Annotated in this window: 22 protein-coding genes and 2 tRNA genes; 5 read left to right on the forward strand and 19 right to left on the reverse strand. The window is 69.2% G+C overall.

All coding sequences use genetic code 11. The annotated features are described in order from the left end of the window. Window positions 1-22 precede the first annotated feature (22 nt). Entirely contained in the window at window positions 23-874 is an 852-nt protein-coding gene (locus ACZK5N_RS04785; protein WP_463624630.1) for a DUF427 domain-containing protein, read from the forward strand. Window positions 875-1,411: 537 nt separating this feature from the next. On the opposite strand, the gene ACZK5N_RS04790 is transcribed toward ACZK5N_RS04785, so the two are convergent. The 3 genes from ACZK5N_RS04790 to leuC form a co-directional block, all read right to left on the reverse strand. Then, window positions 1,412-1,804: a hypothetical protein gene (locus ACZK5N_RS04790; RefSeq protein ID WP_459019448.1), complete on the reverse strand. Its 393-nt coding sequence runs from the start codon at window positions 1,802-1,804 to the stop codon at window positions 1,412-1,414. A gap of 198 nt (window positions 1,805-2,002) precedes the next feature. Then, window positions 2,003-2,617: a 3-isopropylmalate dehydratase small subunit gene (leuD, locus tag ACZK5N_RS04795; RefSeq protein WP_459019447.1), complete on the reverse strand. Its 615-nt coding sequence runs from the start codon at window positions 2,615-2,617 to the stop codon at window positions 2,003-2,005. 2 nt (window positions 2,618-2,619) lie between these two features. Then, window positions 2,620-4,026: a 3-isopropylmalate dehydratase large subunit gene (gene leuC, locus ACZK5N_RS04800; RefSeq protein WP_459019446.1), complete on the reverse strand. Its 1,407-nt coding sequence runs from the start codon at window positions 4,024-4,026 to the stop codon at window positions 2,620-2,622. 110 nt (window positions 4,027-4,136) lie between these two features. Here leuC and ACZK5N_RS04805 point away from each other — a divergent pair, with 110 nt between their 5' ends. After that, window positions 4,137-4,862, forward strand: a complete 726-nt coding sequence (locus tag ACZK5N_RS04805; RefSeq protein ID WP_459019445.1) for an IclR family transcriptional regulator — start codon at window positions 4,137-4,139, stop codon at window positions 4,860-4,862. 59 nt (window positions 4,863-4,921) lie between these two features. Here ACZK5N_RS04805 and ACZK5N_RS04810 read toward each other — a convergent pair. Both ACZK5N_RS04810 and ACZK5N_RS04815 read right to left on the reverse strand, forming a co-directional pair. Beyond that, window positions 4,922-4,997, reverse strand: a tRNA-Glu gene (locus tag ACZK5N_RS04810). Between the two features lie 28 nt (window positions 4,998-5,025). Continuing rightward, a tRNA-Gln gene (locus ACZK5N_RS04815) sits at window positions 5,026-5,097 on the reverse strand. 350 nt (window positions 5,098-5,447) lie between these two features. On the opposite strand from ACZK5N_RS04815, the gene ACZK5N_RS04820 reads away from it, so the two are divergent. Next, complete coding sequence (locus tag ACZK5N_RS04820) at window positions 5,448-6,515, forward strand: endonuclease domain-containing protein (RefSeq protein WP_463624631.1); 1,068 nt, start codon at window positions 5,448-5,450, stop codon at window positions 6,513-6,515. Here ACZK5N_RS04820 and ACZK5N_RS04825 read toward each other — a convergent pair. The 3 genes from ACZK5N_RS04825 to cimA are packed head-to-tail and all read right to left on the reverse strand — an operon-like array spanning window position 6,505 to window position 9,835. Then, window positions 6,505-7,431: a CPBP family intramembrane glutamic endopeptidase gene (locus ACZK5N_RS04825; protein WP_463624632.1), complete on the reverse strand. Its 927-nt coding sequence runs from the start codon at window positions 7,429-7,431 to the stop codon at window positions 6,505-6,507. The two genes, ACZK5N_RS04820 and ACZK5N_RS04825, sit on opposite strands and share 11 nt — an antisense overlap. After that, window positions 7,428-8,231, reverse strand: a complete 804-nt coding sequence (locus ACZK5N_RS04830) for a fumarylacetoacetate hydrolase family protein (protein WP_459019442.1) — start codon at window positions 8,229-8,231, stop codon at window positions 7,428-7,430. The genes ACZK5N_RS04825 and ACZK5N_RS04830 overlap by 4 nt, the downstream gene beginning before the upstream one ends. Before the next feature lie 20 nt (window positions 8,232-8,251). Beyond that, complete coding sequence (cimA, locus tag ACZK5N_RS04835; protein ID WP_463624633.1) at window positions 8,252-9,835, reverse strand: citramalate synthase; 1,584 nt, start codon at window positions 9,833-9,835, stop codon at window positions 8,252-8,254. A gap of 129 nt (window positions 9,836-9,964) precedes the next feature. On the opposite strand from cimA, the gene ACZK5N_RS04840 reads away from it, so the two are divergent. Further along, window positions 9,965-11,020, forward strand: coding sequence for a 3-isopropylmalate dehydrogenase (locus ACZK5N_RS04840; protein WP_463624634.1), 1,056 nt, complete (start codon window positions 9,965-9,967; stop codon window positions 11,018-11,020). A gap of 56 nt (window positions 11,021-11,076) precedes the next feature. On the opposite strand, the gene ACZK5N_RS04845 is transcribed toward ACZK5N_RS04840, so the two are convergent. The 3 genes from ACZK5N_RS04845 to ACZK5N_RS04855 form a co-directional block, all read right to left on the reverse strand. After that, window positions 11,077-11,343 carry an HPr family phosphocarrier protein gene (locus ACZK5N_RS04845; RefSeq protein WP_459019439.1) on the reverse strand — a complete coding sequence of 89 codons (267 nt, stop codon included), beginning with the start codon at window positions 11,341-11,343 and terminating at the stop codon, window positions 11,077-11,079. Between the two features lie 40 nt (window positions 11,344-11,383). After that, complete coding sequence (locus ACZK5N_RS04850; RefSeq protein ID WP_459019438.1) at window positions 11,384-12,370, reverse strand: 1-phosphofructokinase family hexose kinase; 987 nt, start codon at window positions 12,368-12,370, stop codon at window positions 11,384-11,386. An 85-nt stretch (window positions 12,371-12,455) separates the two neighbouring features. After that, a complete protein-coding gene (locus ACZK5N_RS04855) occupies window positions 12,456-13,226 on the reverse strand; it encodes a DeoR/GlpR family DNA-binding transcription regulator (RefSeq protein WP_463624635.1) in 771 nt (256 codons plus the stop codon). Window positions 13,227-13,360: 134 nt separating this feature from the next. Between ACZK5N_RS04855 and ptsP the strand changes: the two genes are divergently transcribed. Further along, a complete protein-coding gene (gene ptsP, locus ACZK5N_RS04860) occupies window positions 13,361-15,025 on the forward strand; it encodes a phosphoenolpyruvate--protein phosphotransferase (protein WP_463624636.1) in 1,665 nt (554 codons plus the stop codon). 71 nt (window positions 15,026-15,096) lie between these two features. Here the strand turns inward: ptsP and ACZK5N_RS04865 are convergent, their stop codons facing one another. From ACZK5N_RS04865 to hisF, 8 genes are all read right to left on the reverse strand, one after another. Beyond that, a complete protein-coding gene (locus ACZK5N_RS04865) occupies window positions 15,097-16,143 on the reverse strand; it encodes a zinc-dependent dehydrogenase (RefSeq protein WP_463624637.1) in 1,047 nt (348 codons plus the stop codon). Window positions 16,144-16,147: 4 nt separating this feature from the next. After that, window positions 16,148-18,115: a PTS mannitol transporter subunit IICBA gene (locus ACZK5N_RS04870; RefSeq protein WP_463624638.1), complete on the reverse strand. Its 1,968-nt coding sequence runs from the start codon at window positions 18,113-18,115 to the stop codon at window positions 16,148-16,150. Window positions 18,116-18,312: 197 nt separating this feature from the next. After that, window positions 18,313-19,341: a ketol-acid reductoisomerase gene (gene ilvC / locus ACZK5N_RS04875; protein ID WP_459019433.1), complete on the reverse strand. Its 1,029-nt coding sequence runs from the start codon at window positions 19,339-19,341 to the stop codon at window positions 18,313-18,315. Between the two features lie 23 nt (window positions 19,342-19,364). Then, a complete protein-coding gene (gene ilvN, locus ACZK5N_RS04880) occupies window positions 19,365-19,871 on the reverse strand; it encodes an acetolactate synthase small subunit (protein WP_463624639.1) in 507 nt (168 codons plus the stop codon). Next, complete coding sequence (locus ACZK5N_RS04885; RefSeq protein WP_463624640.1) at window positions 19,868-21,610, reverse strand: acetolactate synthase large subunit; 1,743 nt, start codon at window positions 21,608-21,610, stop codon at window positions 19,868-19,870. The genes ilvN and ACZK5N_RS04885 overlap by 4 nt, the downstream gene beginning before the upstream one ends. A gap of 255 nt (window positions 21,611-21,865) precedes the next feature. Then, window positions 21,866-22,351: an aromatic ring-opening dioxygenase LigA gene (locus ACZK5N_RS04890; RefSeq protein WP_463624641.1), complete on the reverse strand. Its 486-nt coding sequence runs from the start codon at window positions 22,349-22,351 to the stop codon at window positions 21,866-21,868. Between the two features lie 116 nt (window positions 22,352-22,467). Continuing rightward, entirely contained in the window at window positions 22,468-22,881 is a 414-nt protein-coding gene (locus ACZK5N_RS04895) for an HIT family protein (RefSeq protein ID WP_459019430.1), read from the reverse strand. Next, window positions 22,878-23,639, reverse strand: a complete 762-nt coding sequence (gene hisF, locus ACZK5N_RS04900; protein ID WP_463624642.1) for an imidazole glycerol phosphate synthase subunit HisF — start codon at window positions 23,637-23,639, stop codon at window positions 22,878-22,880. The genes ACZK5N_RS04895 and hisF overlap by 4 nt, the downstream gene beginning before the upstream one ends. Window positions 23,640-23,644 lie beyond the last annotated feature (5 nt).

Raw genomic sequence — 23,644 nt, forward strand, 5'->3', positions numbered from 1 at the left:
AACTGGTGTCATGGCGACGCGGATGAGTCAGTTGTGGTGGAGCGCGATCGGAGACCTGCGCATCCATCCGGTCCGGAAGTGGATCCGAGCCACCGTCGGGGCCCAGACCGTCGTCGACACCCGCCGGGCCCTCCTGGTCTGGGAGCCGCGGCGTGCGGTGGGGTCGTACGCCGTTCCTGAGGATGACGTCGTCGGGCACCTCGTCGCGGTGGAGACCATGGGAGCGCTCGAGCGGCCGGTGTCGCTGGAGGACGGCCCACCCGTCGTCGATCCGAACACCCCGTTCACCGCGCACACGGCGCCTGGCACTCCCCTGACGATCCAGACGCCCCACGCCAGCCTGACAGCTGCGGCCTTCAGGCGTGACGATCCGGACCTGGCCGGGTACGTCGTCCTGGACTGGAACGCATTCACCCAGTGGTACGAAGAGGATGAGCCTGTCATGGGTCACCCGCACGACCCCTTCGACCGGATCGACTGCCTTCGTTCGAGCCGCCGCGTGCACATCGCACACGCCGGCATCAGCCTCGCCTCCACCAACCGGCCCATCCTGCTCTTGGAGACACACCTTCCGCCGCGCTTCTACGTTCCGCGCGAGGACGTCGCGATGAATCTCCTCGAGCCTTCCGAGACGCGCACCATCTGCGCCTATAAGGGTCGCGCGTCGTACTGGTCCGCCCGGGTCGGGGACACCCTGTTGCCTGACATTGCGTGGTCCTACGAGGATCCGCTCCACGACGGGGAACCTGTTCGGAACCTCATCGCCTTCTTCACCGAGCGACTCGACCTCACCCTCGATGGCGAGAGCCAGCCTCGGCCGCGCACCCCCTGGTCTAGCGCGGGCCCACCCCCGGCCACCCCGCCAGGGCAGTGAACATGGGGCTGAAGTAGGGAACCAGCCAGACAGCGGGCAGGCGGCGGTGGTGAGTGCCCGCAACGGCGACTTCGTGGTGTGCGCCGTGAACGGGGCCCAGTGCGCGGACCTGCCCTCCCACCGTGGACAGCACGAAGGCCGAGCATTGAATCAACGCTCGGCCTTCGCAAATGGTTCGGGGGAGGACGGCTCCCGGACTCGTGTGGCTCTGAGACCTACCCGTCCGTCTCGGCGGGCGTCGGCGATGATCGTCGGCAATGCATCTGGAAACCACTCGACCGCTTGTTCCATCGTGGCTCTTCTCTGTGGGTTCGGCTTCCGATGGCTTCTGCGTACCCACCATTACACGCTTCTTGCGGCACCTGCGCAAGGCCCATATCAGAAGAATCTCGTAAGAATTTCTCACAATGCCCGGCGCGTGGCTGCTCAGGATGATCCTCGACGGCGACTGGCACGGTGTGGTCGTCACCAGCGCCGGGGGTGACCTGCAACTTCCTACGCATACAGCGGTATCTGTGCATATACGCAGAAGCCGCTCTATAGGTAGAAAGTTGCTGAGGCGAGGCCGACACCACGTCGGCCAAGGGCACGCGACGGTGTACTCACCGGCAGAGCCATCGGCCTGCAACACACGGCAGCGTCGGGTTGCGGGCCGCTCAAGCGCACCTGCAGCGTCAGTGAGATGCCGCCGAGGCAGAGAGGCGCGCAGCGCCCAGCCAGGCGCTGCGCGGCCGCGATGACCATGTTGCAGCCCGATCTCGGCCGCACCGAAGCGGCCTCCGCACCCAGGAGCCGGATCACCGCGCCGAACGCGTAGAGCAACCATCCCCACAGCAGGAACGCGCCGTACATCCCGCGGCCGAAGCGGTCGAAGCGGCGCGGGGCCGACGCGTCATCGCGGGTATTCAGCGCACCGTCAGGGGAGGTCACAGTCGAAGTGCAGGGACGTCCCCTCGCCCCATTGACGACGCGCGTCCCATGGGCGGCCGATGACCCACCACCCTGCCTGCGCGGCCGGACGTGACCTGCATCGTCCTACGCAGAGAGCGGCATCTGCGAATATTCACAGATGCCGCTCTCCAGGAAGAAAGTTGCAGAGGTCGGCGACACAGTCGCCTCAGCTCGGGCTCAGGCGACCGTGTCGGCCGTCCGCACCGGCAGCGTCTTCGGCTTGAACGACGGCCGCGTCGCCTCGTAGGCGGAGATCGAGTCCGCCTGCATCAGGGTCAGCGAGATGTCGTCGAGGCCGTTGAGGAGGCGGTGCTTGGTGTACTCGTCCATCTCGAAGCTCACCACCACGTCGCCGCGGGTGATCGTCTGGCTCGGGAGGTCCACCGTGGTGGGCACGTTCGGGTCCGCGTCGATGGCGTCCCAGAGCCGGTCCACGTCGGCTTCGGAGATCTGCGCCACCAGCAGGCCGGCCTTGCCGGAGTTGGAGCGGAAGATGTCGCCGAAGCGGCTGCCGACGACCACCTTGAAGCCGTAGTTCTGCAGCGCCCACACCGCGTGCTCGCGCGACGAGCCGGTGCCGAAGTCGGGGCCGGGGATCAGGATGGTGCCGGTCTTGAACGGCTCCTTGTTGAGCACGAACTCGGGGTCGTTGCGCCAGGCGGCGAACAGCCCGTCCTCGAAGCCGGTGCGGGTGATCCGCTTGAGGTACACCGCCGGGATGATCTGGTCGGTGTCGACGTTGGAGCGGCGCAGCGGGACGGCCACGCCGGTGTGGTTGACGAAGGGTTCCATGATCAGCGTCCAATCAGGTCGGCGGGAGCGGCCAGGTGGCCGACGATGGCGGTGGCGGCGGCAACTGGCGGCGACACCAGGTGAGTGCGGCCACCCTTGCCCTGGCGGCCCTCGAAGTTGCGGTTCGACGTCGACGCCGCCCGCTCCCCCGGCGCCAGCTGGTCCGGGTTCATGCCCAGGCACATCGAGCAGCCGGCGGCACGCCACTCGGCCCCGAAGTCCAGGAAGATCTTGTCCAGGCCCTCGGACTCGGCCTGCAGGCGCACCCGGGCCGAGCCGGGCACCACGAGCATGCGCACGCCGTCGGCGATGTGCTGGCCCTCCAGGATGGATGCGGCCAGGCGCAGGTCCTCGATCCGGCCGTTGGTGCAGGAGCCCAGGAACACGGTGTCGACGGTGATGTCGCGCATCGCCGTGCCGGGGGTCAGCGCCATGTACTCCAGCGCGCGCTTGGCGGTGGCCTGCTCCACCTCGGACTCGAAGTCCTCAGGCGCCGGCACCACGCCGGCCAGCGGCACGCCGTGGCCGGGGTTGGTACCCCATGTGACGAAGGGTGAGAGCAGGGTGGCGTCGATGTCCACCTCGACGTCGAAGGTGGCGTCGTCGTCGGTGCGCAGCGTCTTCCAGTACTCGACGGCGGCGTCCCAGTCCTCGCCCTCGGGCGCGTGCGGGCGGCCCTTGAGGTAGGCGAACGTGGTCTCGTCGGGGGCCATCATGCCCGCCTTGGCGCCCCACTCGATCGACATGTTGCAAATCGTCATGCGGCCCTCCATCGAGAGCGCCTCGACGGTGGAGCCGCGGTACTCGACGATGTAGCCCTGGCCGCCGCCGGTGCCCACCTTGGCGATGAGCGCCAGCACGACGTCCTTGGCGGTGACGCCGTCGGGCAGCTCGCCGTTGATGTTGACCGCCATGGTCTTGGGCTTCTTCTGCGGCAGCGTCTGGGTGGCCAGCACGTGCTCCACCTCGGAGGTGCCGATGCCGAAGGCCAGCGCGCCGAACGCGCCGTGGGTGGAGGTGTGCGAGTCGCCGCAGACGATGGTCATGCCCGGCTGGGTGACCCCCAGCTGGGGGCCGATGATGTGCACGACGCCCTGGTCGCGGTCACCCAGCGAGTGGATGCGGATGCCGAACTCGGCCGCGTTCTTGCGCAGCGTGTCCACCTGCGTGCGCGACACCGGGTCTGCGATCGGCAGGTTGATGTTGAGGGTGGGCGTGTTGTGGTCCTCGGTGGCCAGGGTGAGGTCCGGGCGGCGGACGGGGCGGCCGGCCAGGCGCAGCCCGTCGAACGCCTGCGGGCTCGTCACCTCATGGACGAGGTGCAGGTCGATGTAGAGCAGGTCAGGCTCCCCCTCCACCGCGCGGACGACGTGTGCGTCCCAGACCTTTTCGCTCAGGGTCTTGCCCATGGTTCCTCTTCTCAGGCGAACAGCGTGCAGAAATTCTGGGCCCAAGTATGTCCGATGCGTTCAGGCCCGCCGGGTTGCGTGTCCACATAGTGGATTGATAATCTCACCATATGGACGACACAAGTGGAGTTGGCGTGCTCGACAAGGCCGCCTCGGTACTGGCGGCGCTCGAGCGCAATCCCCTGACCCTCGCGGGCCTGGTCACGGCCACCGGGCTGGCGCGCCCGACGGCCCACCGGCTGGCGGTGGCACTCGAACATCACCGCCTCGTCGGACGGGACCTTCAGGGGCGTTTCGTGCTGGGGCCACGCCTGATCGAGCTCGCGGAATCCGCGGGCGAGGATCCCCTGCTGTCCACCGCCGGCCCCATCCTCACCAGGCTGCGCGACATCACCGGCGAGTCGGTCCAGATGTTCCGGCGCCAAGGCGACACCCGCATCTGCGTGGCCTCCGTCGAACGGCCCACCGGGCTCCGCGACACCGTGCCCGTGGGTTCCCAGCTGCCGATGACGGCCGGCTCCGCGGCGCAGGTGCTCCTGGCGTGGGAGGAGCCGGACAAGCTGGAGAAGCTGCTGGAGGGCGCGTCGTTCACCATGTCCACCCTGCAGGGGGTGCGACGGCGCGGCTGGGCCCAGTCCGTGGCCGAGCGGGAGGCGGGCGTGGCGTCCGTGTCGGCCCCCGTGCTGGCGCCGTCGGGCAAGCTGATTGCGGCGGTGTCCGTCTCCGGCCCCATCGAGCGGCTGACCCGCTCCCCCGGCCGCCTCCACGCCCCAGCGGTGCTCGCCGCGGCGGAGCGGCTCAGTGAAGTGCTGCGACGCAGCGGGGCACCCGAGTAGCGGCAGCGGCCGAGAACGACGAAGTCCCCCAGCCGTTTCCGACTGGGGGACTTTCCATCTGGTAGCCCCGACGGGATTCGAACCCGCGCTACCGCCTTGAGAGGGCGGCGTGCTAGGCCGCTACACAACGGGGCCCTAGCGAGAAGGAGTTTAACACCTTCCGCAGGGGTACTAGGACTCGAACCTAGACTGACGGAACCAGAATCCGGCGGGCTGCCAATTACCCCATACCCCTGTGCGCCCGGTCACCCGAGCACGAAGATGAACCCTACACCAGGGCTTCACCGCCCCGCAAACCGACTCCCCACGTCGCTCCGCCGGCCGCCGTGGGGCAAGCGTCCCGCGTAGCCCGCCGCGGCCGGCTCCTCGCCGCCGTCGCTGTGAGCTGGGCTCGGGTAGTGAGTTGAGCCGATGGATGGGTTCGCGGCCGTCCCCACACGTGCGTTGAGCGTGGCCCCCTTCTCGAACCCATCCATCGGTTCAACTACCCCCCCCATCCGCAGCCACGCCCCCGTCGCTGCTGAGTTATCCACAGGCGCGGCCCGGGCCCTTGGCTGCGGCCCGGGCGCTGCGGAGACTGGTCACATGGATCCCGAGATCATCCGGGGAGTCGCCGACGGCGTGGTCACGGCCCGGCTCGCCCCACACAAGGCACGCGCGCTGAACTCCTCCGCCTTCCGCGGCCAACTCGAACGGCTCCTCCCGGGTGTCTACGGGAGCCTGGGTGCCAGCACGACAACTGCGGGGCGGCTTCGCGCGGTGAAGGCCTACGGAGACGACATCGCCCTGGTCCGGCGCAGCGCCGCCGCACTCACCTTCTGGCCGGAGATCGACCAGAAGCCCACGCTCGAACTCGCCTGCCGCCGCGCGATCCGCCCCGGCTACGGAATGGAAGTGGAAGAGCGCCTCATCCCCAAGCAACTCCTGACCAGGCGCGACGGCGTGCTGTGTACCGTGCCAGCGCTGACCGTGCTGGATCTCATCCCGGACCTGGGTGCGGAGCCGATTCAGCAGGCCCTTCGGCGTAGTGCATGCACTCTGAAGCAGATGAAGCACGCGCTGTCACTTACGCCGCGCCGTCGCGGCAACAAGCTTCGCCGCGACCTCCTCGAGCAGTCCGCTGACTCGCCCTGGTCTGCGCTCGAGTTGTCGGCACACGCCGCGCTTCGCGCTGCCGGCATCACGGGGTGGCGCGCGAACCTGCCCGTCTTCATCGGCGGGCGCAAGTACTACGTCGACGCCGGCTTCCGCGAGCGAAAGATCGCTCTGGAGTTTGACGGCTACGCGTTCCACAGCTCACCGGAGGCTTTCCATGCGGATCGCGCCCGCGACCTCGCCCTCATCAAGGCTGGGTGGCTCGTCGCCCACTTCACGGAGAAGAGCCTGCCCAGCCTGGTGGAGACAACCCTCGGACTTCTTCAGCTGCGCCCACTCCGATCACCCTCAACTCCCTCAAGGGCCGCGGCGGGACTTCGTGTTGAGCCGATGGATGGGTTCGCGAAGGGTCTCACGCTCAAGCCAGGTGTGGGCCACACCGCGAACCCATCTATCGGCTCAACGCACCCCCACCCCGAGCCAAGCCATGCTCATCGCCAGGCACGGATGGCAGACGGCGACGGCGTGAACGAGTACGACGGTGGAGTCAGGGGGTGACCGTCGCGACCCGGAGTCGGCGGCCCAGCCACCACGCCGCGACCCCGAACACCGCGAACCCCGCGACGTTCCACGCCGCCTCCGCCCAGGTGATCGACGTCACGCCCCGCAACTCCGCCACCGATGAGGTGAAGATCGCGTATCCGTAGGCCGCGACATTGTTGACCACGTGCGCCGCGATCCCCGCCTCCAGCCCCCCGGTGACCACCACCAACGCCCCGGCAACCAGCCCGAACGCCAGCCGGTGAGCGAACAGAGCAGGATTCTGCACCCCGTGCAGCAGCGCGAACACCAGCGCGGATCCGACGACGCCGGCCCACGCCCGGCCTGTGGCCGAGCCGATCACCTGCAGCAGATACCCCCGGAAGAAGACCTCCTCGGCGGCCACCTGCAGCGGCGCCGTAAGCGCCACCATGACCGCGAACGCCACCCAGCCCTCCTGGCCCCCGTGGAAGACCGGCATCTCCCCGGTGGCGAACGAGGCCCACAGCACCGCGTTGAGCACCACGGCGGCCACCACCAGCGACATGGCCAGGTACCGCCACCGCATTCCCGGCTGGACGGAGGCCAGCCACCGAGGCCGCACGCCGTGCACGTAGCGCACCAGGAGGATCGTCACCGGGATCAGGGCGGCCAGCGCCAGGTGACCTGCCGCCGGCCCCTCGGGCAGCTCATACGCCGACGCCGCGGCCGAGTACTGCACGAAGTCGCCCCCGCCGCGCATCAGGAAGCCGACGCGGAGCACCAGCGCGGACACCAGCGGCACCACCAGCGCGAACGCGCTGAAGGCCAGCAGGCCCCCGAACACGTCGGTGAACGTCGAGAACCCCGGCCGCCGGAGTGCCAGCGGATACGACAGCCCCGACGGCGGGTCCAGCGGCTCGCCGAACAGCGCCAGCTGCGGCGGCTGGGTCACGCGTCGGCGACGGGGTTGCTCAGGACGCCCAGGCCGTCGATCTCGACGCTCACCACGTCTCCCGGCACCATCGACCCGACACCGGCCGGCGTGCCCGTCAGGATGAGGTCACCCGGCAACAGCGTCGTGAACGAGGAGATGTAGGTGACCAGCTCGACGATGCCGCGCACCATCTGGGACGTGGAGCCCTGCTGGCGCACCTCGTCGCCCAGGCGGGTCTCCAGCGTCAGGTGCTCGGCCTCCTCGATGGTGAGGTGGGTGTTCATCCACGGCCCGAGCGGCAGGAACGTGTCCGACCCCTTGGCCCGGGCCCACTGGCCGTCGGTGCCCTGCCAGTCGCGGGCGGTCACGTCGTTGGCGATGGTGTAGCCGAAGATCACCTCGGGCACCCGCTCGGGCGGCACCTGCTTGCAGATGCGCCCGATGACGATGGCCAGCTCACCCTCGTAGTGGAGGTTCTCGCAGCCGGCCGGGCGGAGGATGGTCTCGTCGGGGCCGATCACGGAGGTGTTGGGCTTGAAGAACAGCAGCGGCGCCTCCGGCACCTCGCCGCCCATCTCCTTGGCGTGATCGGCGTAGTTCCTCCCGACGCCGACGATCTTGCTGCGCGGGATCACGGGCGCGAGCAGGCGGACCTCGTCGAGGTCGTGCCGCTCACCGGTGTAGTTGACCGCGACGCCGGCCAGGGGGTCACCGGTGAGTGCCGCGATGGTGTCCGGATGGTCCCCCCCGTCCACGGCGAGTTCGATGATCCCGTAGGCGGGGTCCTGGCCATCCTTGACGAAACGTGCGATGCGCATGGCCCCAAGCCTAGTGGAGGCTACTCGGCCGCCACGTGCGTGAGGATGCCGTAGGCCAGGGAGTCCATCAGCGCCTCCCACGAGGCCTCGATGACGTTGGTGCCCACACCCACCGTCGTCCAGGTGGAGCCGTTGTACGACGTGTCGATGAGCGTGCGCACGGAGGCGTCGGTGCCGTGTCCCTCGTCCAGGATCCGCACACGGTAATCCGTCAGCTCGAACTCGGCAACCTCCGGGAACGGTGCCGCGAGGGCCTGCCGCAGGGCGCCGTCGAGGGCGTTGACGGGGCCGTTGCCCTCCCCCACCACCATGTGCCGCTCCCCCTTGGCGGTGAGCTTGACCGTGGCCTCGGAGATGTTGATTCCGTCGCGCTCCTCGGTGAAGACGCGCCACGACTGGACCTGGAACGGGAGAGCGAGGATGCCCAGCTCGTCGCGCAGCAGCATCTCGAACGACGCGTCCGCCGACTCGTAGGAATACCCCTCGGCCTCGCGCGCCTTGACCCGCGCGGTGATGGACGCGGCGAGCTCGCGGTCCGCGAGGTCGAAGCCCAACTGCTCGCCCTTGATCTGGATGTTCGCGCGGCCCGCCATGTCCGAGATCAGCATCCGCATGTCGTTGCCGACGAGGGCCGGGTCGATGTGCTGGTAGAGGTTCTCGTCCACCTTGATGGCCGAGGCGTGCAGGCCCGCCTTGTGCGCGAAGCTGGAGTGGCCGACGTAGGGCTGGCGCCCGAGCAGCGGCTGGTGCGCCACCAACGCGATGGCGTGCGCCACGCGCGTGAGGTCCCCGAGCTGCTCCGGGGGCAGGATGTCCCACCCGTACTTGAGCTGCAGGTTGGGGATCAGCGCGGAGAGGTCCGCGTTACCGGTGCGCTCGCCGTAGCCGTTGAAGGTGCCCTGGACGTGCATCACGCCGGCCTCGACGGCGGCCAGGGTGTTGGCGACGGCGCACGCGGTGTCGTTGTGGCAGTGCACGCCGAGCTTCGCACCGGTGGCGGCGGCTGCCTCGATCACCTCACCCATCCAGCTGGGCAGCATGCCGCCGTTGGTGTCGCACAGCACCACCACCTCGGCGCCGGCGTCGTGGGCGGTCTGCACCACCTGGATGGCGTACTCGGGGTTGGCGCGGTAGCCGTCGAAGAAGTGCTCACAGTCCACGAACACCCGCTTGCCCTGCGAGCGCAGGTACTGCACGGTGTCGGTGACCATCGCGAGGTTCTCCTCGAGCGTGGTGCGCAGCGCGCGGAACACGTGCTCGTCATGCGACTTCGCGACGATGCAGATGACCTCGGTGCCGGCGTCCACCAGCGCCTGCGTCAGGGCGTCCTCCGACGCCTTGGCGCCCGCCTTGCGGGTGGCGCCGAAGGCCACCAACTGGGAACGCTGGAGGTTGAGCTCCTTCGCGCGGACGAAGAACTCCGTGTCGTTGGGGTTGGCGCCGGGCCAGCCGCCCTCGATGAAGGTGACGCCCAGCTCGTCGAGGTAGCCGGCGATCTTCAGCTTGTCCGGCACCGTGAGGTGAAGCCCCTCCTGCTGCGCGCCGTCGCGCAGTGAGGTGTCGAAGACGTGGAACTCGGCCGGGCGGGTCGGCAGCATCGGCATTGATCTCTCCCAAGGGTGGTCAGTCAGAGCGAAGGATACCCCGAGCGGACGGACCCGCCCTGTCTCAGCCAGTGGACGGGCACCCCTCACCCCTACCCTGACAAATCGGCGACGCCGTAGGGTCCTGCCATGACTCACACCAGCACCATCGCCGTCATCGGCGGCGACGGCATCGGCCCCGAGGTGACCGCCGAGGCCCTCAAGGCGCTCACCGCCGTCGCGGGCGCAGACGCCTTCAGCTTCGTCCACTACGACCTGGGCGCCGAGCGCTGGCAGCGCACCGGTGAGGTGCTCCCGGACTCGGTGCTGGAGGAGCTGAAGGGCGTCGACGCCATCGTGCTGGGCGCCGTGGGCGCCGCGCCTGGTTCGAAGGCGATCCCGAGCGGCCTACTGGAGCGGGGCCTGTTGCTGAAGCTGCGCTTCGCGTTCGACCACGCGATCAACCTGCGCCCCTCGAAGCTGTACCCCGGCGTGCCCACGCCGTTGGCGCCCCGGATCGTCGAGGGCAAGACCGTCGACTTCGTGGTGGTGCGCGAGGGCACCGAGGGGCTCTACTGCGGCAACGGCGGCGCCGTGCGCGTCGGCACACCGCGAGAACTGGCCACGGAGGTCTCCGTCAACACCGCCTACGGCGTGGAGCGCGTGGTTCGCGACGCCTACCGCCGCGCCAAGGCCCGCCGCGGCCAGCTCACCCTGCTGCACAAGCACAACGTGCTGGTCAACGCCGGCAGCCTGTGGAACCGCATCTTCACCGAGGTGGGCCAGGAGTTCCCGGACGTGGAGCGCCGCTACCTGCACATCGACGCGGCGATGATCGCCATGGTGGTGGACCCGAGCCAGTTCGACGTCATCGTCACCGACAACCTCTTCGGCGACATCGTCACCGATCTCGCGGCCGCGGTCACCGGCGGCATCGGGCTCGCGGCGTCGGCCAACATCAACCCCACCGGCGAGTACCCGTCGATGTTCGAGCCGGTGCACGGCTCGGCCCCGGACATCGCGGGCCAGGGCATCGCCGATCCGACGGCGGCCATCTCCTCGATGGCCCTCCTGCTGGACCACCTCGGCAGGCCCGAGCTGGCACAGCGGATCGACGACGCGGTCAGTGCGGACATCACCGAGCGCGGTGCCTCCACGTCGCGGACCACGGAGACCGGCGATCGGATCGCGGCCCGCCTGGCCTGACGACACCCAGCACGAGGCCTGCCCTCGTCGCCTGGCCCTCGCCGTGCTCGCGAGTGTCAGGCGTCGAGATCCTGCTCGATCAACGCCCCGAGCGCCGCGACGGCCTCCGCGTTATCGGACTCGACGGTGACCTGAGCGCCCGCGGAGGCCCCCAGCGTCATGATCATGAGGCTCGACGCTGCGTCGACGCCCTCGTCCTCGGGGGTGCCCGCGATCCGGAGGGTGATGTCGTCGTCGTAGGCGCCGGCCGCCTCGGCGACGATCGCCGCCGGACGGGCGTGGAGGCCGACGGAGGAGCCGACGGTGACTGTGATGGATGCCATGGTGGTGTCTTCCTGTGTGGTGCGTGTGCGGCTCGGCCGGTCAGCTGAGTGCGACGACGTCGATCTGGTGGGCCGTCACGTCTGCCGGCGTCGGCAGCGTCGTGCCGGGCAGCTCCGCCGCCGCGGAGCCGTAGGCGACGGAGGAGGCGAGGCGATGAGCGGGGTCCGCTCCGGCAACCTCCGCGAGGATGTATCCCGCGACCGCCGAGTCCCCTGCCCCGACGGTGCTGCGCACGTCGATGCGCGGCGCTTGGGCGAACCAGGCCCCCTCGCCGGTGACGAGCACGGCCCCGGCGCCACCGAGGGTGACGAGGACGGCGCGGATGCCGCGCTCATGGAGGCGCCGGGCGGCCGCGACGACGCCGCTCACATCGCCCCTGTCCGCGGCGTCTTCGAGCGCTGCCGGGTCGCCGCCGGTGAGCTGGGCCAGTTCCTCGGCGTTGGGCTTGATGAGGTCGAGGTTCACCGACGGTGCGGCGAGGAGGGCATCGAGCGCAGGACCCGACGTGTCGACCGCGATACGGCACCCCAGACCGGCCAGGCGGCCGACCAGGCGCGCGTACCAGTCGTCCGGGACGCCGGGCGGCAGAGAGCCGGCCAGCGTCACCCATGCCGCGCCCTGGGCGACGTCGACCAGCATGTCAGCGGCCACCTCGAGCTGCGCGTCGGTCAGCGCGGGGCCGGGCTCGTTGAGCTTGGTGGTGGTGCCGTCGGGTTCGGTGACGGTGGTGTTCATCCGCACGCGGCGGCCGTCGTCGAGCATCTGGCCCAGAACGGTCAGGGGCCGCTCAGCGCGTTCCGCCAGCGCCCGGAAACCCCGGTCCAGGGCGGCCGCGACCACCGTGACGGGCAACCCGGCCGAACTGACCACGCGCGCCACGTTCACCCCCTTGCCGGCGGCCTGTTCCGTGACGCCGCTCGCGCGGAGGACCTGCCCCCGCTCCAACGGCCGGTCGAGGGTGAGCGTCCTGTCGATGCTGGGGTTGGCCGTGAAGGTGACCACTCTGCGTGCGACGTTGTCGACCATGTCCGCTCCCTTGAGGCTTCGCTTGTAGACGTTTATACGCCACTTCCGGAAGCAAAGCAAGGGAAACCGACATAAACCCACATTCTCAGGGGGCGACGACGACGCGCAGGTCAGCCGCCTCCAGGGCACTCCTGGAGGCTTCAGCCAATCGGTCATCCGTGACGAGGGCGTCCACGTCCCCGAGAGCGGCGAACTGCACCAGGTAGTCGGCTCCGAACTTGGTGGCGTCGGCCAGCACGTAGACCTCCCGTGCAGCACTCATCATCGCGCTCTTGATCGCGGCCTCGGCCGGGTCCGGTGTCGAGAAACCGTGGTCCACCGAGAAGCCGTTCGTCCCGAGGAACGCGACGTCCACCCGCAAGCGCGCCAGCATGGCCTGCGCCTCGGCGCCGACGGTGGCCTGCGTGAGCCCCCGGACCTGACCCCCGAGCAGCAGCACCTCCACACCCGCGCGATCGGCCAACGCCGAGGCCGTCGGCACCGAGTTGGTGACCACCGTGGAGACCCAATCCGGCAGGAGCGCCCCCACCCTCGCCGTGGTCGTGCCCGCATCGAGCAGCACCGTGAGTTGATCGCGGCGCGGCAGCATCGTCACCGCGTGGGCCGCGATCGCGAGCTTCTCGTCCTGCGACGTGGCCTCGCGTTGCCCCACTGGTGCCTCCGTCAGCCACAGCTTGTCCGCCGGCACCGCGCCGCCGTGGACCCGGCTCAACAGTCCACGCGTGGCCAACGCGTCGAGATCGCGCCTGATCGTCTCCGGCGTCACGGCGAACCGGACGGCGAGTTCGGTCACCGCAACCCTGCCCAATCCCCTGGCCAACGTGACGATCTCGTGCTGCCGCTCCTCCGCGTACATGCGAACTCCTCCACCCATGGGAGCCCGCGGGCTCCAGTCCAAGCCGATCCAACATCATCGGACCTGTGTTTATGTTGACTTCGTGCCGTTTGGAGGCGACGATAGTCGTACAACACCCCTCATTGTGGAGGAACATGGAATCGATATCACTTCGGGGCACCGGTGTCGTCGCCGGTGTCGCCTACGCGCCAGCCGCCTGGACGCGCCCTGCCGTCGCCACACCCCCGGCGCGCCCTCAGATCGAAGAGCAGGACCGCCCCCCGGAGGAGCTGCGGTTCGCCGCCGCCGCCTCAGCGGTGGCGGCACGCTACGAGGAGCGCGCGACGCTCGCCACCGGTGTCGCGGCTGAGGTCCTCGCCGCGACGGCGGGCCTGGCCAAGGATCGCGGCTGGCTTCGCGCCGCCAAGAAGCTCATCGCCGCCGGGACACCCGCCGAATCGGCGGCGGCCACGGCGCTCGAGGGCTTCGTCGCCCAGCTCCTCCAGCTCGGCGGTCTCATGGCCGAGCGCGCCACCGACCTCCGCGACATCCGTAACCGCGTCGTGGCCGAGCTGCTGGGGCTCCCCGAGCCGGGCATCCCGACACCGTCGGCGCCGGTGGTGCTGTGCGCCGACGATCTGGCCCCCGCCGATACCGCGGGACTGGATCCGGCACTGATCACGGCGCTCGTCACCCGGCTCGGCGGGCCCACCAGCCACACGGCGATCATCGCCCGGCAGCTGGGGATCCCGTGCATCGTGGCCGCCGCCGCGCTGGACACTGTCGAGGAGGGCACACCCCTGCTCGTCGACGGCACGACCGGCATCATCACGATGCATCCCGACGCCGACGCGGCCGCGGAGCGCATGCGCCGTGACCGTCAGCTGCGCGCCGAGATCCGCTCCTGGCGCGGCCCCGCGCGGACAGCGGAGGGCGCACGCGTCACACTGCTGGCCAACGTGCAGGACGGTGCCGCCGCGCGGGTCTCGGCCAGGTCGGAGGCTGAGGGCGTGGGACTGTTCCGCACGGAGCTGTGTTTCCTCACCGCGCAGACCGAGCCCAGCATCCAGGAGCAGGCCCGGATCTACGGCGAGGTGTTCGCCGCCTTCAGCGGCCGCAAGGTGGTGGTCCGCACCCTGGACGCCGGCTCGGACAAGCCTGTGCCGTTCGCGAACCACGACGACGAGGCCAACCCCGCGCTCGGGGTGCGCGGCATCCGGCTGGGCTGGACGAATCCGGGACTGATCGAGCGCCAGCTCGACGCCATCGCGCTGGCCGCGGACGACGCAGGCGTGGCGGAAGCGTGGGTGATGGCACCCATGGTGGCCACCGTCGACGAGGCGTTCGAGTTCGCGGCCCAGTGCCGCACCCGTGGCCTCAAGCCCGGCATCATGGTCGAGGTGCCGTCGGTGGCCCTCCTGGCCGAGCAGTTCCTCTCCGAGGTGGACTTCTTCTCCATCGGCACCAACGACCTCACCCAGTACGCGCTGGCCGCGGACCGGATGTCGAGCTCCCTGGCCCTCCTCACCGATCCTTGGCAGCCCGCAGTGCTGCGCCTGATCCAGCTGGCTGCCGAAGCCGGGGTGTCGGCCGGAAAGCCCGTCGGGGTCTGCGGCGAGGCCGCCGCCGATCCGCTGCTCGCCTGCGTCCTCGTCGGACTTGGCGTGTCCTCGCTGTCGATGGCCGCGACGGCGATCCCGTCGGTGGGGGTGCAGTTGGGCCGGGTGACCGCAGATCAGTGCCGGGACGCGGCGCGGCGCGTGGTGGCCAGCCGCAACGCGCGCGACGCGAAGGACCTCGCGCTGTCGCTGCTCGGCTGAGCGCGGCACAGCGCGAAAGGGGCCGGGCACCACACGGTGCCCGGCCCCTTTCGCGTCGGCCGCAGTGCGGGTCAGGGCTCGACGGTGACCTTGATCGCCTCGCCGCGGGCGACGATGTCGAACGCGGTGAGCGCGTCGGCGAGCGGCACGCGTCGCGTGATCAGGTCCTTCACCGGGATCTGACCAGAGGCGATGTAGGCCAGCGCATCCCTGTGGTGCCTCGGCGCAGAGCCGTTGGCGCCGTGGATGTGCAGCTGGCGGTAGTGCACCAGGTTGCTGTCGCACGTGATGGTGGGATCCGTCTTCGGCAGGCCGCCGAAGAAGGAGATCCGGCCGTTACGGGCGGCCATGGCGATCGCCTGCTCCTGGTTCACGTTGGCCGGGGTGGCCGTGATCACCACGTCCGCGCCGCGCCCGTCGGTCATCCGCATGATTTCGGCGACGACGTCGGTACTGGACGCGTCGATCGTCGCGTCCGGCTGCACGGCCTCGGCCGACATGGCCAGGCGTTCGGCGTTGATGTCGACCAGGACGATCGTGCCCACCTTGTGCACCCCCCGCGCGATGCGGATGTGCATGCAGCCGATGGGTCCGGCGCCGAACACCACGACGAAGTCCCCCTCCTCGATGCCGAGCTGTTCCTGCGCGTTGATGGCGCAGGCGAACGGCTCGACCGCGGAGGCCTCGTCGAAACCGACGCCCTCCGGGATGCGGTTGAGCCCATCGACCCGGAGTACCTCGCGGGGAACGATCATGTACTCGGCGAACCCCCCGTCGTACTGGTAGCCCACGGAGGTCTGGTTCTGGCACACGGCCATCCAGCCCTTGCGGCACTCGTGGCAGTCGCCGCACGGCACGGCGGCGATCACCTGGACGCGGTCGCCGACGGCGAAGCCGCCCAGCGACTGCTCCCCCACCTCCACCACCTCGCCCGCGATCTCATGGCCCATCGTGGTGACACGGGTGATGTTGACGTGCCCGTTGGCGCGGATCTTGACGTCGGTGCCGCAGGTGGAGCAGTTGCGGACCCGGATCTTGACCTCTTCCGGGCCGCACTCCGGCTCGGGAACGTCCTCGAGCCGGACGTCTCCGGGGGCGTGGAATCGCAGTGCTTTCATCGGTTCAGTCCTCGGGGGTCAGGAGGCTCAGGACCTCGTCGACGGTGGTGGCAGCGCGGAGCCGCTCGGCGCGGGCCTTGTCCGCCAGCGTGGTGGCCAGCGCGGCGAGGAGCGAGACGTGCTCGTCGCTGTTGGAGGCAATGGGGATGACGACGTTGACGACGTGGCCGTCCCAGTCGACGCCCTCGGGGTACTGGAGGAACCCCAGCGCCGCGGACCTGATGTGGGCGCGTGCCTCGTTGGTGCCGTGCGGGATCGCGACACCCTGGCCGAGGAAGGTCGTGGTCTGCAGCTCGCGGGCGAGCATGCCGTCCACGTAGGCCGGCTCGGCGGCACCGCAGGCCACCAGGACCTGGCCGGCCTGGCGGATGGCGTCGTCCTTGCTGCCGGCGGAGAGGCCGAGGCGCACGTTCTGTCGCGGCAGGAGGCCGGGAGCGAGCCGCTTCCTGGGGCGGGCGAGCGTCGCTGTGGTGGCGGCGGGTGCGGCTGACGAGATGGGCTCCCCCTCCGGTTCGCCGACGCCGGTCGCGGTGAGGGTGCGTCCCTCGCGGATCGCGAGCTCGACACGATCGAAGGCCGGGTCGCCGAGGTAGGAGGCGAAGGGGACGACGACGGTGCCGGGGACGCGCTTGGCGGCCCGGTCCGCGAGGCCCTCGTGCGTCAGCACCACTTGAGCGTCGGTGGGAATCTGATCGACCGGCGTGTGGATCACCTCGACGCCGTAGGGGGACAGGCGCTTGCGCATCTGGCTGGCCACCATGACCGAGGAGCCCATGCCCGCGTCACACGCGATGACCACCTTGCGGACGGCGGAACCGAGGATGCTCACGCCGTCACCGAGGGCGCCGGAGGACGCCAGCGCCGCCTCCGCGGCCTCGACGGTGTCGTCGGAGCCCCGGCCGAACTTCAGCAGCGCGGAGGCCACCAGGAACGACACCACCGCCGCGGTGAGCACGGTGAGGATCATCGGGAGGTGCCCGCCGGGAGGCGTCACGGCGAAGTAGGCCAGGATGGAGCCGGGCGACGGCGGGGCGACCAGCCCCGCGTTGAGGGTGGTGGCGACGAACAGGCCGGACATGGAGCCCGCGATCATGGCCAGCAGCATCACCGGGCGCATCAGGATGTAGGGGAAGTAGATCTCGTGGATGCCGCCGAGGAAGTGGATCACGATGGCGCCTGACGTGGAGGCGCGCAGCGACCTGGGGCCGAAGAGCATGAAGGCGGTCAGCAGACCCAGGCCGGCGCCGGGATTCGACTCGACCATGTAGAGGATGGACTGGCCGGCGGTCTGGACATCCATGGCCGCGAGCGGTGTGAAGATGCCGTGGTTGATCGCGTTGTTGAGGAACAGCACCTTGCCGGGTTCGACGAAGAGCGACGCCAGCGGCAGCAGGTTCGCGGCGACCAGCCAGTTCACGCCGGCCGACAGCACGGTCACGATGGCGGCCACCACGGGGCCCACGCCGAGGGTCCCGAGCAGCGCGAGCAGCATCCCGATGATGCCGAGCGAGAAGTTGTCCACCACCATCTCGAAGCCGGGGCGCACCTTGCCCTCGATGGCGCGGTCGAACACGCGGAGCGCGTAGGCCGCGGCGGGGCCCATGATCATCGCGCCGAGGAACATCGGCGTGCCGCTGAGCGTGGCGAACTCGGTGATACCGCCGATGATCACACCGGCGGTCGCGATGGCGCCGATCACCGCGCCGCGCTGGCCGTGCACCATCCGGCCACCCGTGTGGCCGATGAGGATCGGCAGAAGGAAGTACAACATGGGGCCGACGAGGCCCGCCAGGGTGGCATTCGGCAGCCAGCCCGTCTCGATGAACAGAGCCGTGATCAGGCCCCAGGCGATGAACGCACCGATGTTCGGCATGATCATGCCGGCCAGGTAGCCACCGAATTTCTGGATCCCTGCCCGCAGGCCGGGACCCTCCAAGTTCTTGTTGACGCGTGCGTCAGGAAGAGCGGTCATCATCTTCTCCCGTGATCGGCCGGTCGACGCTTCGATGCGCAGCCGGGTGGGCGCTGACCCACGTGGCAATCCTGAAGGCAAACCAACCCAAAGTCAAGTAAACACCACAGATATTTGTGGGATCGTGTTGTTTTAGTGGGTGCCGCGCAACAAGAGGGGCCCGTGACCGTGGTCACGGGCCCCTCTTTCGTGCTAGATCAGCGGGCGGCGGAGCCCTCGACGTAGTCGGTGTCGTCGGTCTTGACCCAGCTCATCAGCCCACGCAGTTCGCGTCCGGTCTCCTCGATGGGGTGCGCCTCGCCCTTGGCCCGCAGCGCCTTGAACTCCGGAGCCCCGGCATCCTGATCGTCGATGAACCGCTTGGCGAAGGTCCCGTTCTGGATGTCGGTCAGGACAGCTTTCATGTTCTCCTTGACCCGGGCGTCGATGACGCGCGGACCGGAGACGTAGTCGCCGTACTCGGCGGTGTCGGAGACGCTCCAGCGCTGCTTGGCGATGCCGCCCTCGTACATGAGGTCCACGATGAGCTTCAGCTCGTGCAGGCACTCGAAGTAGGCCACCTCAGGCTGGTAGCCGGCCTCCACCAGGGTCTCGAAGCCCGCCTGCACCAGGGCGGAGGCGCCGCCGCACAGCACGGCCTGCTCGCCGAAGAGGTCGGTCTCGGTCTCCTCGGTGAAGGTGGTCTTGATCCCGCCGGCGCGGAGGGCGCCGATGGCCTTGGCGTAGCTGAGGGCCAGGGGCCAGGCGTTGCCGGTCTCGTCCTTCTCGACGGCGATGATCGCCGGCACGCCGCGACCGTTGGCGTACTCGCGGCGCACCAGGTGCCCCGGGCCCTTGGGGGCCACCATGCACACGTCCACGCCCTCCGGCGGGGTGATGTAGCCGAAGCGGATGTTGAAGCCGTGGGCGAAGAACAGCGCGTCGCCCTTGGTCAGGTGCGGCTCGATCTCCTCCTTGTACACGGTGCGCTGGACCTGGTCAGGGGCCAGGATCATGATGAGGTCCGCCTCCTCGACGGCCTCGCCCACCGGGAGAACCCGCAGGCCCTCGGCCTCGGCCTTCGCGGCCGACGGCGAGCCGGGGCGCAGCCCCACGCGCACGTCGACGCCCGAGTCACGCAGGCTGAGCGCGTGGGCGTGGCCCTGCGAGCCGTAGCCGATGACGGCGACGTGGCGACCCTGGATGATCGACAGGTCGGCGTCGTTGTCGTAGAACATTTCTGCCATGGGTTCTCCTTTTGAGTGCTGTGTTACTTCGCTTTGTGTTCTGACATGCTCCGGGCGCCCCGGGTGAGCGCCACCTGTCCGGACTGCACCAGCTCGATGATCCCGTGCGGCGCGAGCATCTCGAGGAGGGCGGCGAGCTTCTCGTCGCTGCCCGTGGCCTCGACCGTGATCGATTCGGCCGACACGTCCACGGCCTTGCCGCGGAACAGGCTGACCACGTCGATGACCTGGCTGCGGGAGGTGACGTCCGCCCGGACCTTGACCAGCATCATCTCGCGACGCACGGCCGAGGGACCCAGCTCGAGGACCTTGCGCACCTCGATGAGCTTGTTCAGCTGCTTGACGATCTGCTCGAGGGTGGCGTCGTCCTCGACCTGCGCCACCACCGTCATCCGCGACACCTCCTCGCGCTCGGTGGGCCCGACCGCGAGTGACTGGATGTTGAACCCGCGCCGCGAGAAGAGCGCAGCTATCCGGGTCAGCACGCCTGGGCGGTTGGACACCAGGATGCTCAGGGTGTGGTTCTTCACAGCACTTCCTCTTCCCACTCGGGGGCCATGTCGCGGGCCACGCGGATCTCATCGTTGCTGACACCGGCGGGCACCATCGGCCACACCATCGCATCCTTGTGGACCACGAATTCGACGACGACCGGGCGGTCGTTGATCTCCAGCGCCTGCTGGATCGCGGCTTCCATCTCCACCTCGTTGGTGGCCCGCAGACCCACGCATCCCATCGCCTCAGCGAGCTTCGGGAAGTTGGGCAGGGAGTCCGTCGACAGGTCCGTGTTGGAATACCGGCCCTCGTAGAACAGCGACTGCCACTGGCGCACCATGCCGAGCGCGTTGTTGTTGATGATGGCGATCTTGATCGGGATGTTGTTGAGCGCGCAGGTGACGAGCTCCTGGTTGGTCATCTGGAAGCAGCCGTCCCCGTCGATGCCCCACACCGTCGTGTCCGGGTTGGCCACCTTGGCGCCCATGGCGGCGGGCACGCAGAATCCCATGGTTCCGGCTCCGCCGGAGTTGATCCAGGTGCCCGGCTTCTCGTGCGGTAGGAAGTGCGCGCACCACATCTGGTGCTGGCCCACGCCGGAGACGTAGATGGTGTCCGACGGGCTCAGTTGACCGATCCGCTGGATCACCTCCTGCGGGGACAGCCGGCCGTCGGGCGCCTCGTCCCAACGGGGCTGGTAGCGAGCCTTCATGGTGGCGAGGCGGTGACGCCAGGCGTCCGCCTCAGGGGCCGGGTACGCCTGGATGGCCTCGTTGAGTTCCTTGAGGGTCTCCCTGACGTCTCCGACGATCGGGACGTCGACGGCCTTGTTCTTCCCGATCTCGGCGGGATCCACGTCGGCGTGAATGACCTTGGCGTCCGGGGCGAAACTGTCCAGCTTGCCGGTGACCCGGTCGTCGAAGCGGGTTCCGAGCGCGATGAGCAGGTCCGACTTCTGGAGCGCCCCCACCGCCGCGACCGTGCCGTGCATGCCCGGCATGCCCATGTTGAGCTCGTGGCTGTCCGGGAACTGGCCGCGGGCCATGAGGGTGGTGACGACGGGGATGCGGGTCCTCTCGACGAATTCCGCCAGTTCGGGGGCGGCCTTCGCGAGCGCGATGCCGCCGCCCACGTAGAGCACCGGCCGCTTCGACTCCGAGATCATCTTCGCAGCGGCCCTGACCTGGCGGGAGTGCGGCTTGACCGTGGGACGGTAACCGGGAAGGTCCAACTCCTGAGGCCACACGAACGGGCCCGATCCGGCGAGGGCGTCCTTGGCGATGTCCACCAGGACCGGTCCAGGACGGCCGGTGGCCGCGATGTGGAACGCCTCCTGGATGGCCAGCGGGATGTCCGCGACTCGCTTGATCAGGAAGCTGTGCTTCGTGATCGGCATCGTGATGCCGCGGATATCGGCCTCCTGGAAGGCGTCGGTACCGATGGAGTGGCTGTTCACCTGGCCGGTGATCGCCACCAGCGGCGTGGAGTCCATGTACGCGTTGGCGATGGGCGTGACCAGGTTGGTGGCGCCTGGGCCGGACGTCGCGATGCACACGCCCACCCGGCCGGAACTCATGGCGTACCCCTCGGCCGCGTGGCCGCCGCCCTGCTCGTGCCGCACCAGGATGTGGCGGATCGTCGAATCGAAGAGGGGGTCGTACAGCGGAAGAATGGCGCCGCCCGGAATGCCGAAAGCTACGTCGACACCCATCCGTTCCAGCGACTCGACGAGCGCCTGCGCCCCCGTCATGACTTGACCGTCCTTCTGCGTCATTGCCTCTCCCTTCCGTGATTGCTCGCCTGGGTCATCCCAAGAAAAAACCCCCGCCGCCCGTATCGGGCACACGAGGGAGCGCTTCGGTCTGTGGTGACGTGAAGCGCTTAGGGAATTACGACGAGCCAGCTCATGGGCATGGGTACACCTTTGCCCGTGATCGGCACCCTGTCAAGCGATCCCGGCGGGTCTTCCACAATGTAAGACGGCGACCCGGACGCATGTCCGGGCCGCCGTCTCACGGGGTCGACAAGGTCACTCGGTGACGGGGCGACCCTCGACGGTGCGGATGGTGGTCAGGGCCCAGCCGATGACGGCGAAGAGGAAGCCCAGCCCGATGACCAGTGCGGCCACGCCGTAGGACACGACGGAGGTGAACAGCGACGCGCGGAGGAAGGAGCCGTTCATGACCGTCTGACGCGTGGCGGTGTACTCGTCGGCCAGCACCGTATCGCCGGCCTCCTTGGCCTCCTTGGCGAGGGCGCCGAGCTCGGCGTAGGTCTTGCCCTCGGACAACTTCATCGCGTGGACGTTGATGATCTCCGCCTGCGCATACGCGGTGACCGGACCGGAGACGGTCTTGCCGGCGTAAGCGCCGCCCATGAACGTGGAGTCGCCTGGCACGGTGATGTTCTCGGCGGCGAGCTGTGAGCTGACGGTGCCCCAGGTGAGGGCACCGGCAACAATCATGACAATGCCGGCGACGATCGAGACGATCCCGGCGATCTTGGTGGCCTTCATGTGAGGTCCCCTTCTGTATCTGTGGGGGACGCGTCGGCGTCCCGATGACAGACGTCAATCTAGTACAGCCTCTCTTGACCCCAACGGGGGGGTGGTATTAAGACGCGCAGCGGGTGTTACCCCCTCCGGGTCACCGTCGCCCACACCGCGTCGAGGTCAGAGGCAACCGGGCCCCGCATCCCGCCGATACCGGGATTGTCCGCGTACCGCGGGAGTACGTGCACGTGGGTGTGCAGCACCTCCTGCCCGGACACCGGCCCGGCGTTGGAGAGGATGTTGCACGCATCCGCCCCGAGGCGCTCCTTCAGGAGCCTGCCCACGCGCGCCACGGCCGGTCCGATCTCGGCGAGGACCGCATCGTCGGAGAGGGCGTCGACGGTGTGGCGGCGCGGCACCACCAGCGCGTGTCCCTCCTGCCAGGGCTGAATGTCGAGGAAGGCGATCGCCGCATCGTCCTCGTAGATCATCCGCGCCGGGATCTCCCCCGCGACGATGGCGCAGAACAGGCAGTCCATGCTTCCCTCTCTCATCTCACCTCGAAGCCCGCCGCGCGCAGGCCCGCCTTGACCTCGTCGATCGTGAGCGTGGCGTAGTGGAAGACGCTGGCAGCGAGCACGGCGTCGGCGCCGGCCTCCGCCGCGGCGACGAAGTGCTCCACCGTCCCGGCCCCCCCGGAGGCGATGAGCGGCACGTCGACCACCGCCCGCACGGCCCGGATCATCTCGATGTCGAACCCGTCCGTGGTTCCGTCGGCGTCCATGGAGTTGAGGAGGATCTCCCCCACCCCCCGCCCACAGGCCTCCTTCGCCCAGGCGATGGCGTCCACGCCGGCGGAGCGCCGGCCCCCATGCGTGGTGACCCCGAAGCCCGACGGCATGCCCTCCTCGCGGCGCGCGTCCAGGGAGAGCACAAGCACCTGGTCTCCGAAGGTCCGCGAGATCTCGTCGATCACGCCCGGACGCGCCAGCGCACCGGTGTTGATGCCCACCTTGTCCGCCCCGCTGCGGAGAAGCAGATCCACGTCGGAGACCTCGCGGACCCCACCGCCCACCGTCAGAGGGATGAACACGGTCTCGGCGCACCGCGCCACCATGTCGCGGGTGGTCGCGCGCCCGTCCGACGACGCGGAGATGTCCAGGAACGTCAACTCATCGGCCCCGGCCGCCGAATAGCGCGCGGCCAACTCGACAGGGTCGCCCGCATCCCGCAGGTGCCGGAAGTTGACGCCCTTGACCACCCTGCCGTCGTGAACGTCGAGGCAGGGAATCACGCGCAGGGCTACGGCCATGCGCC

It is taken from the genome of Tessaracoccus pujii, from assembly GCF_055326215.1.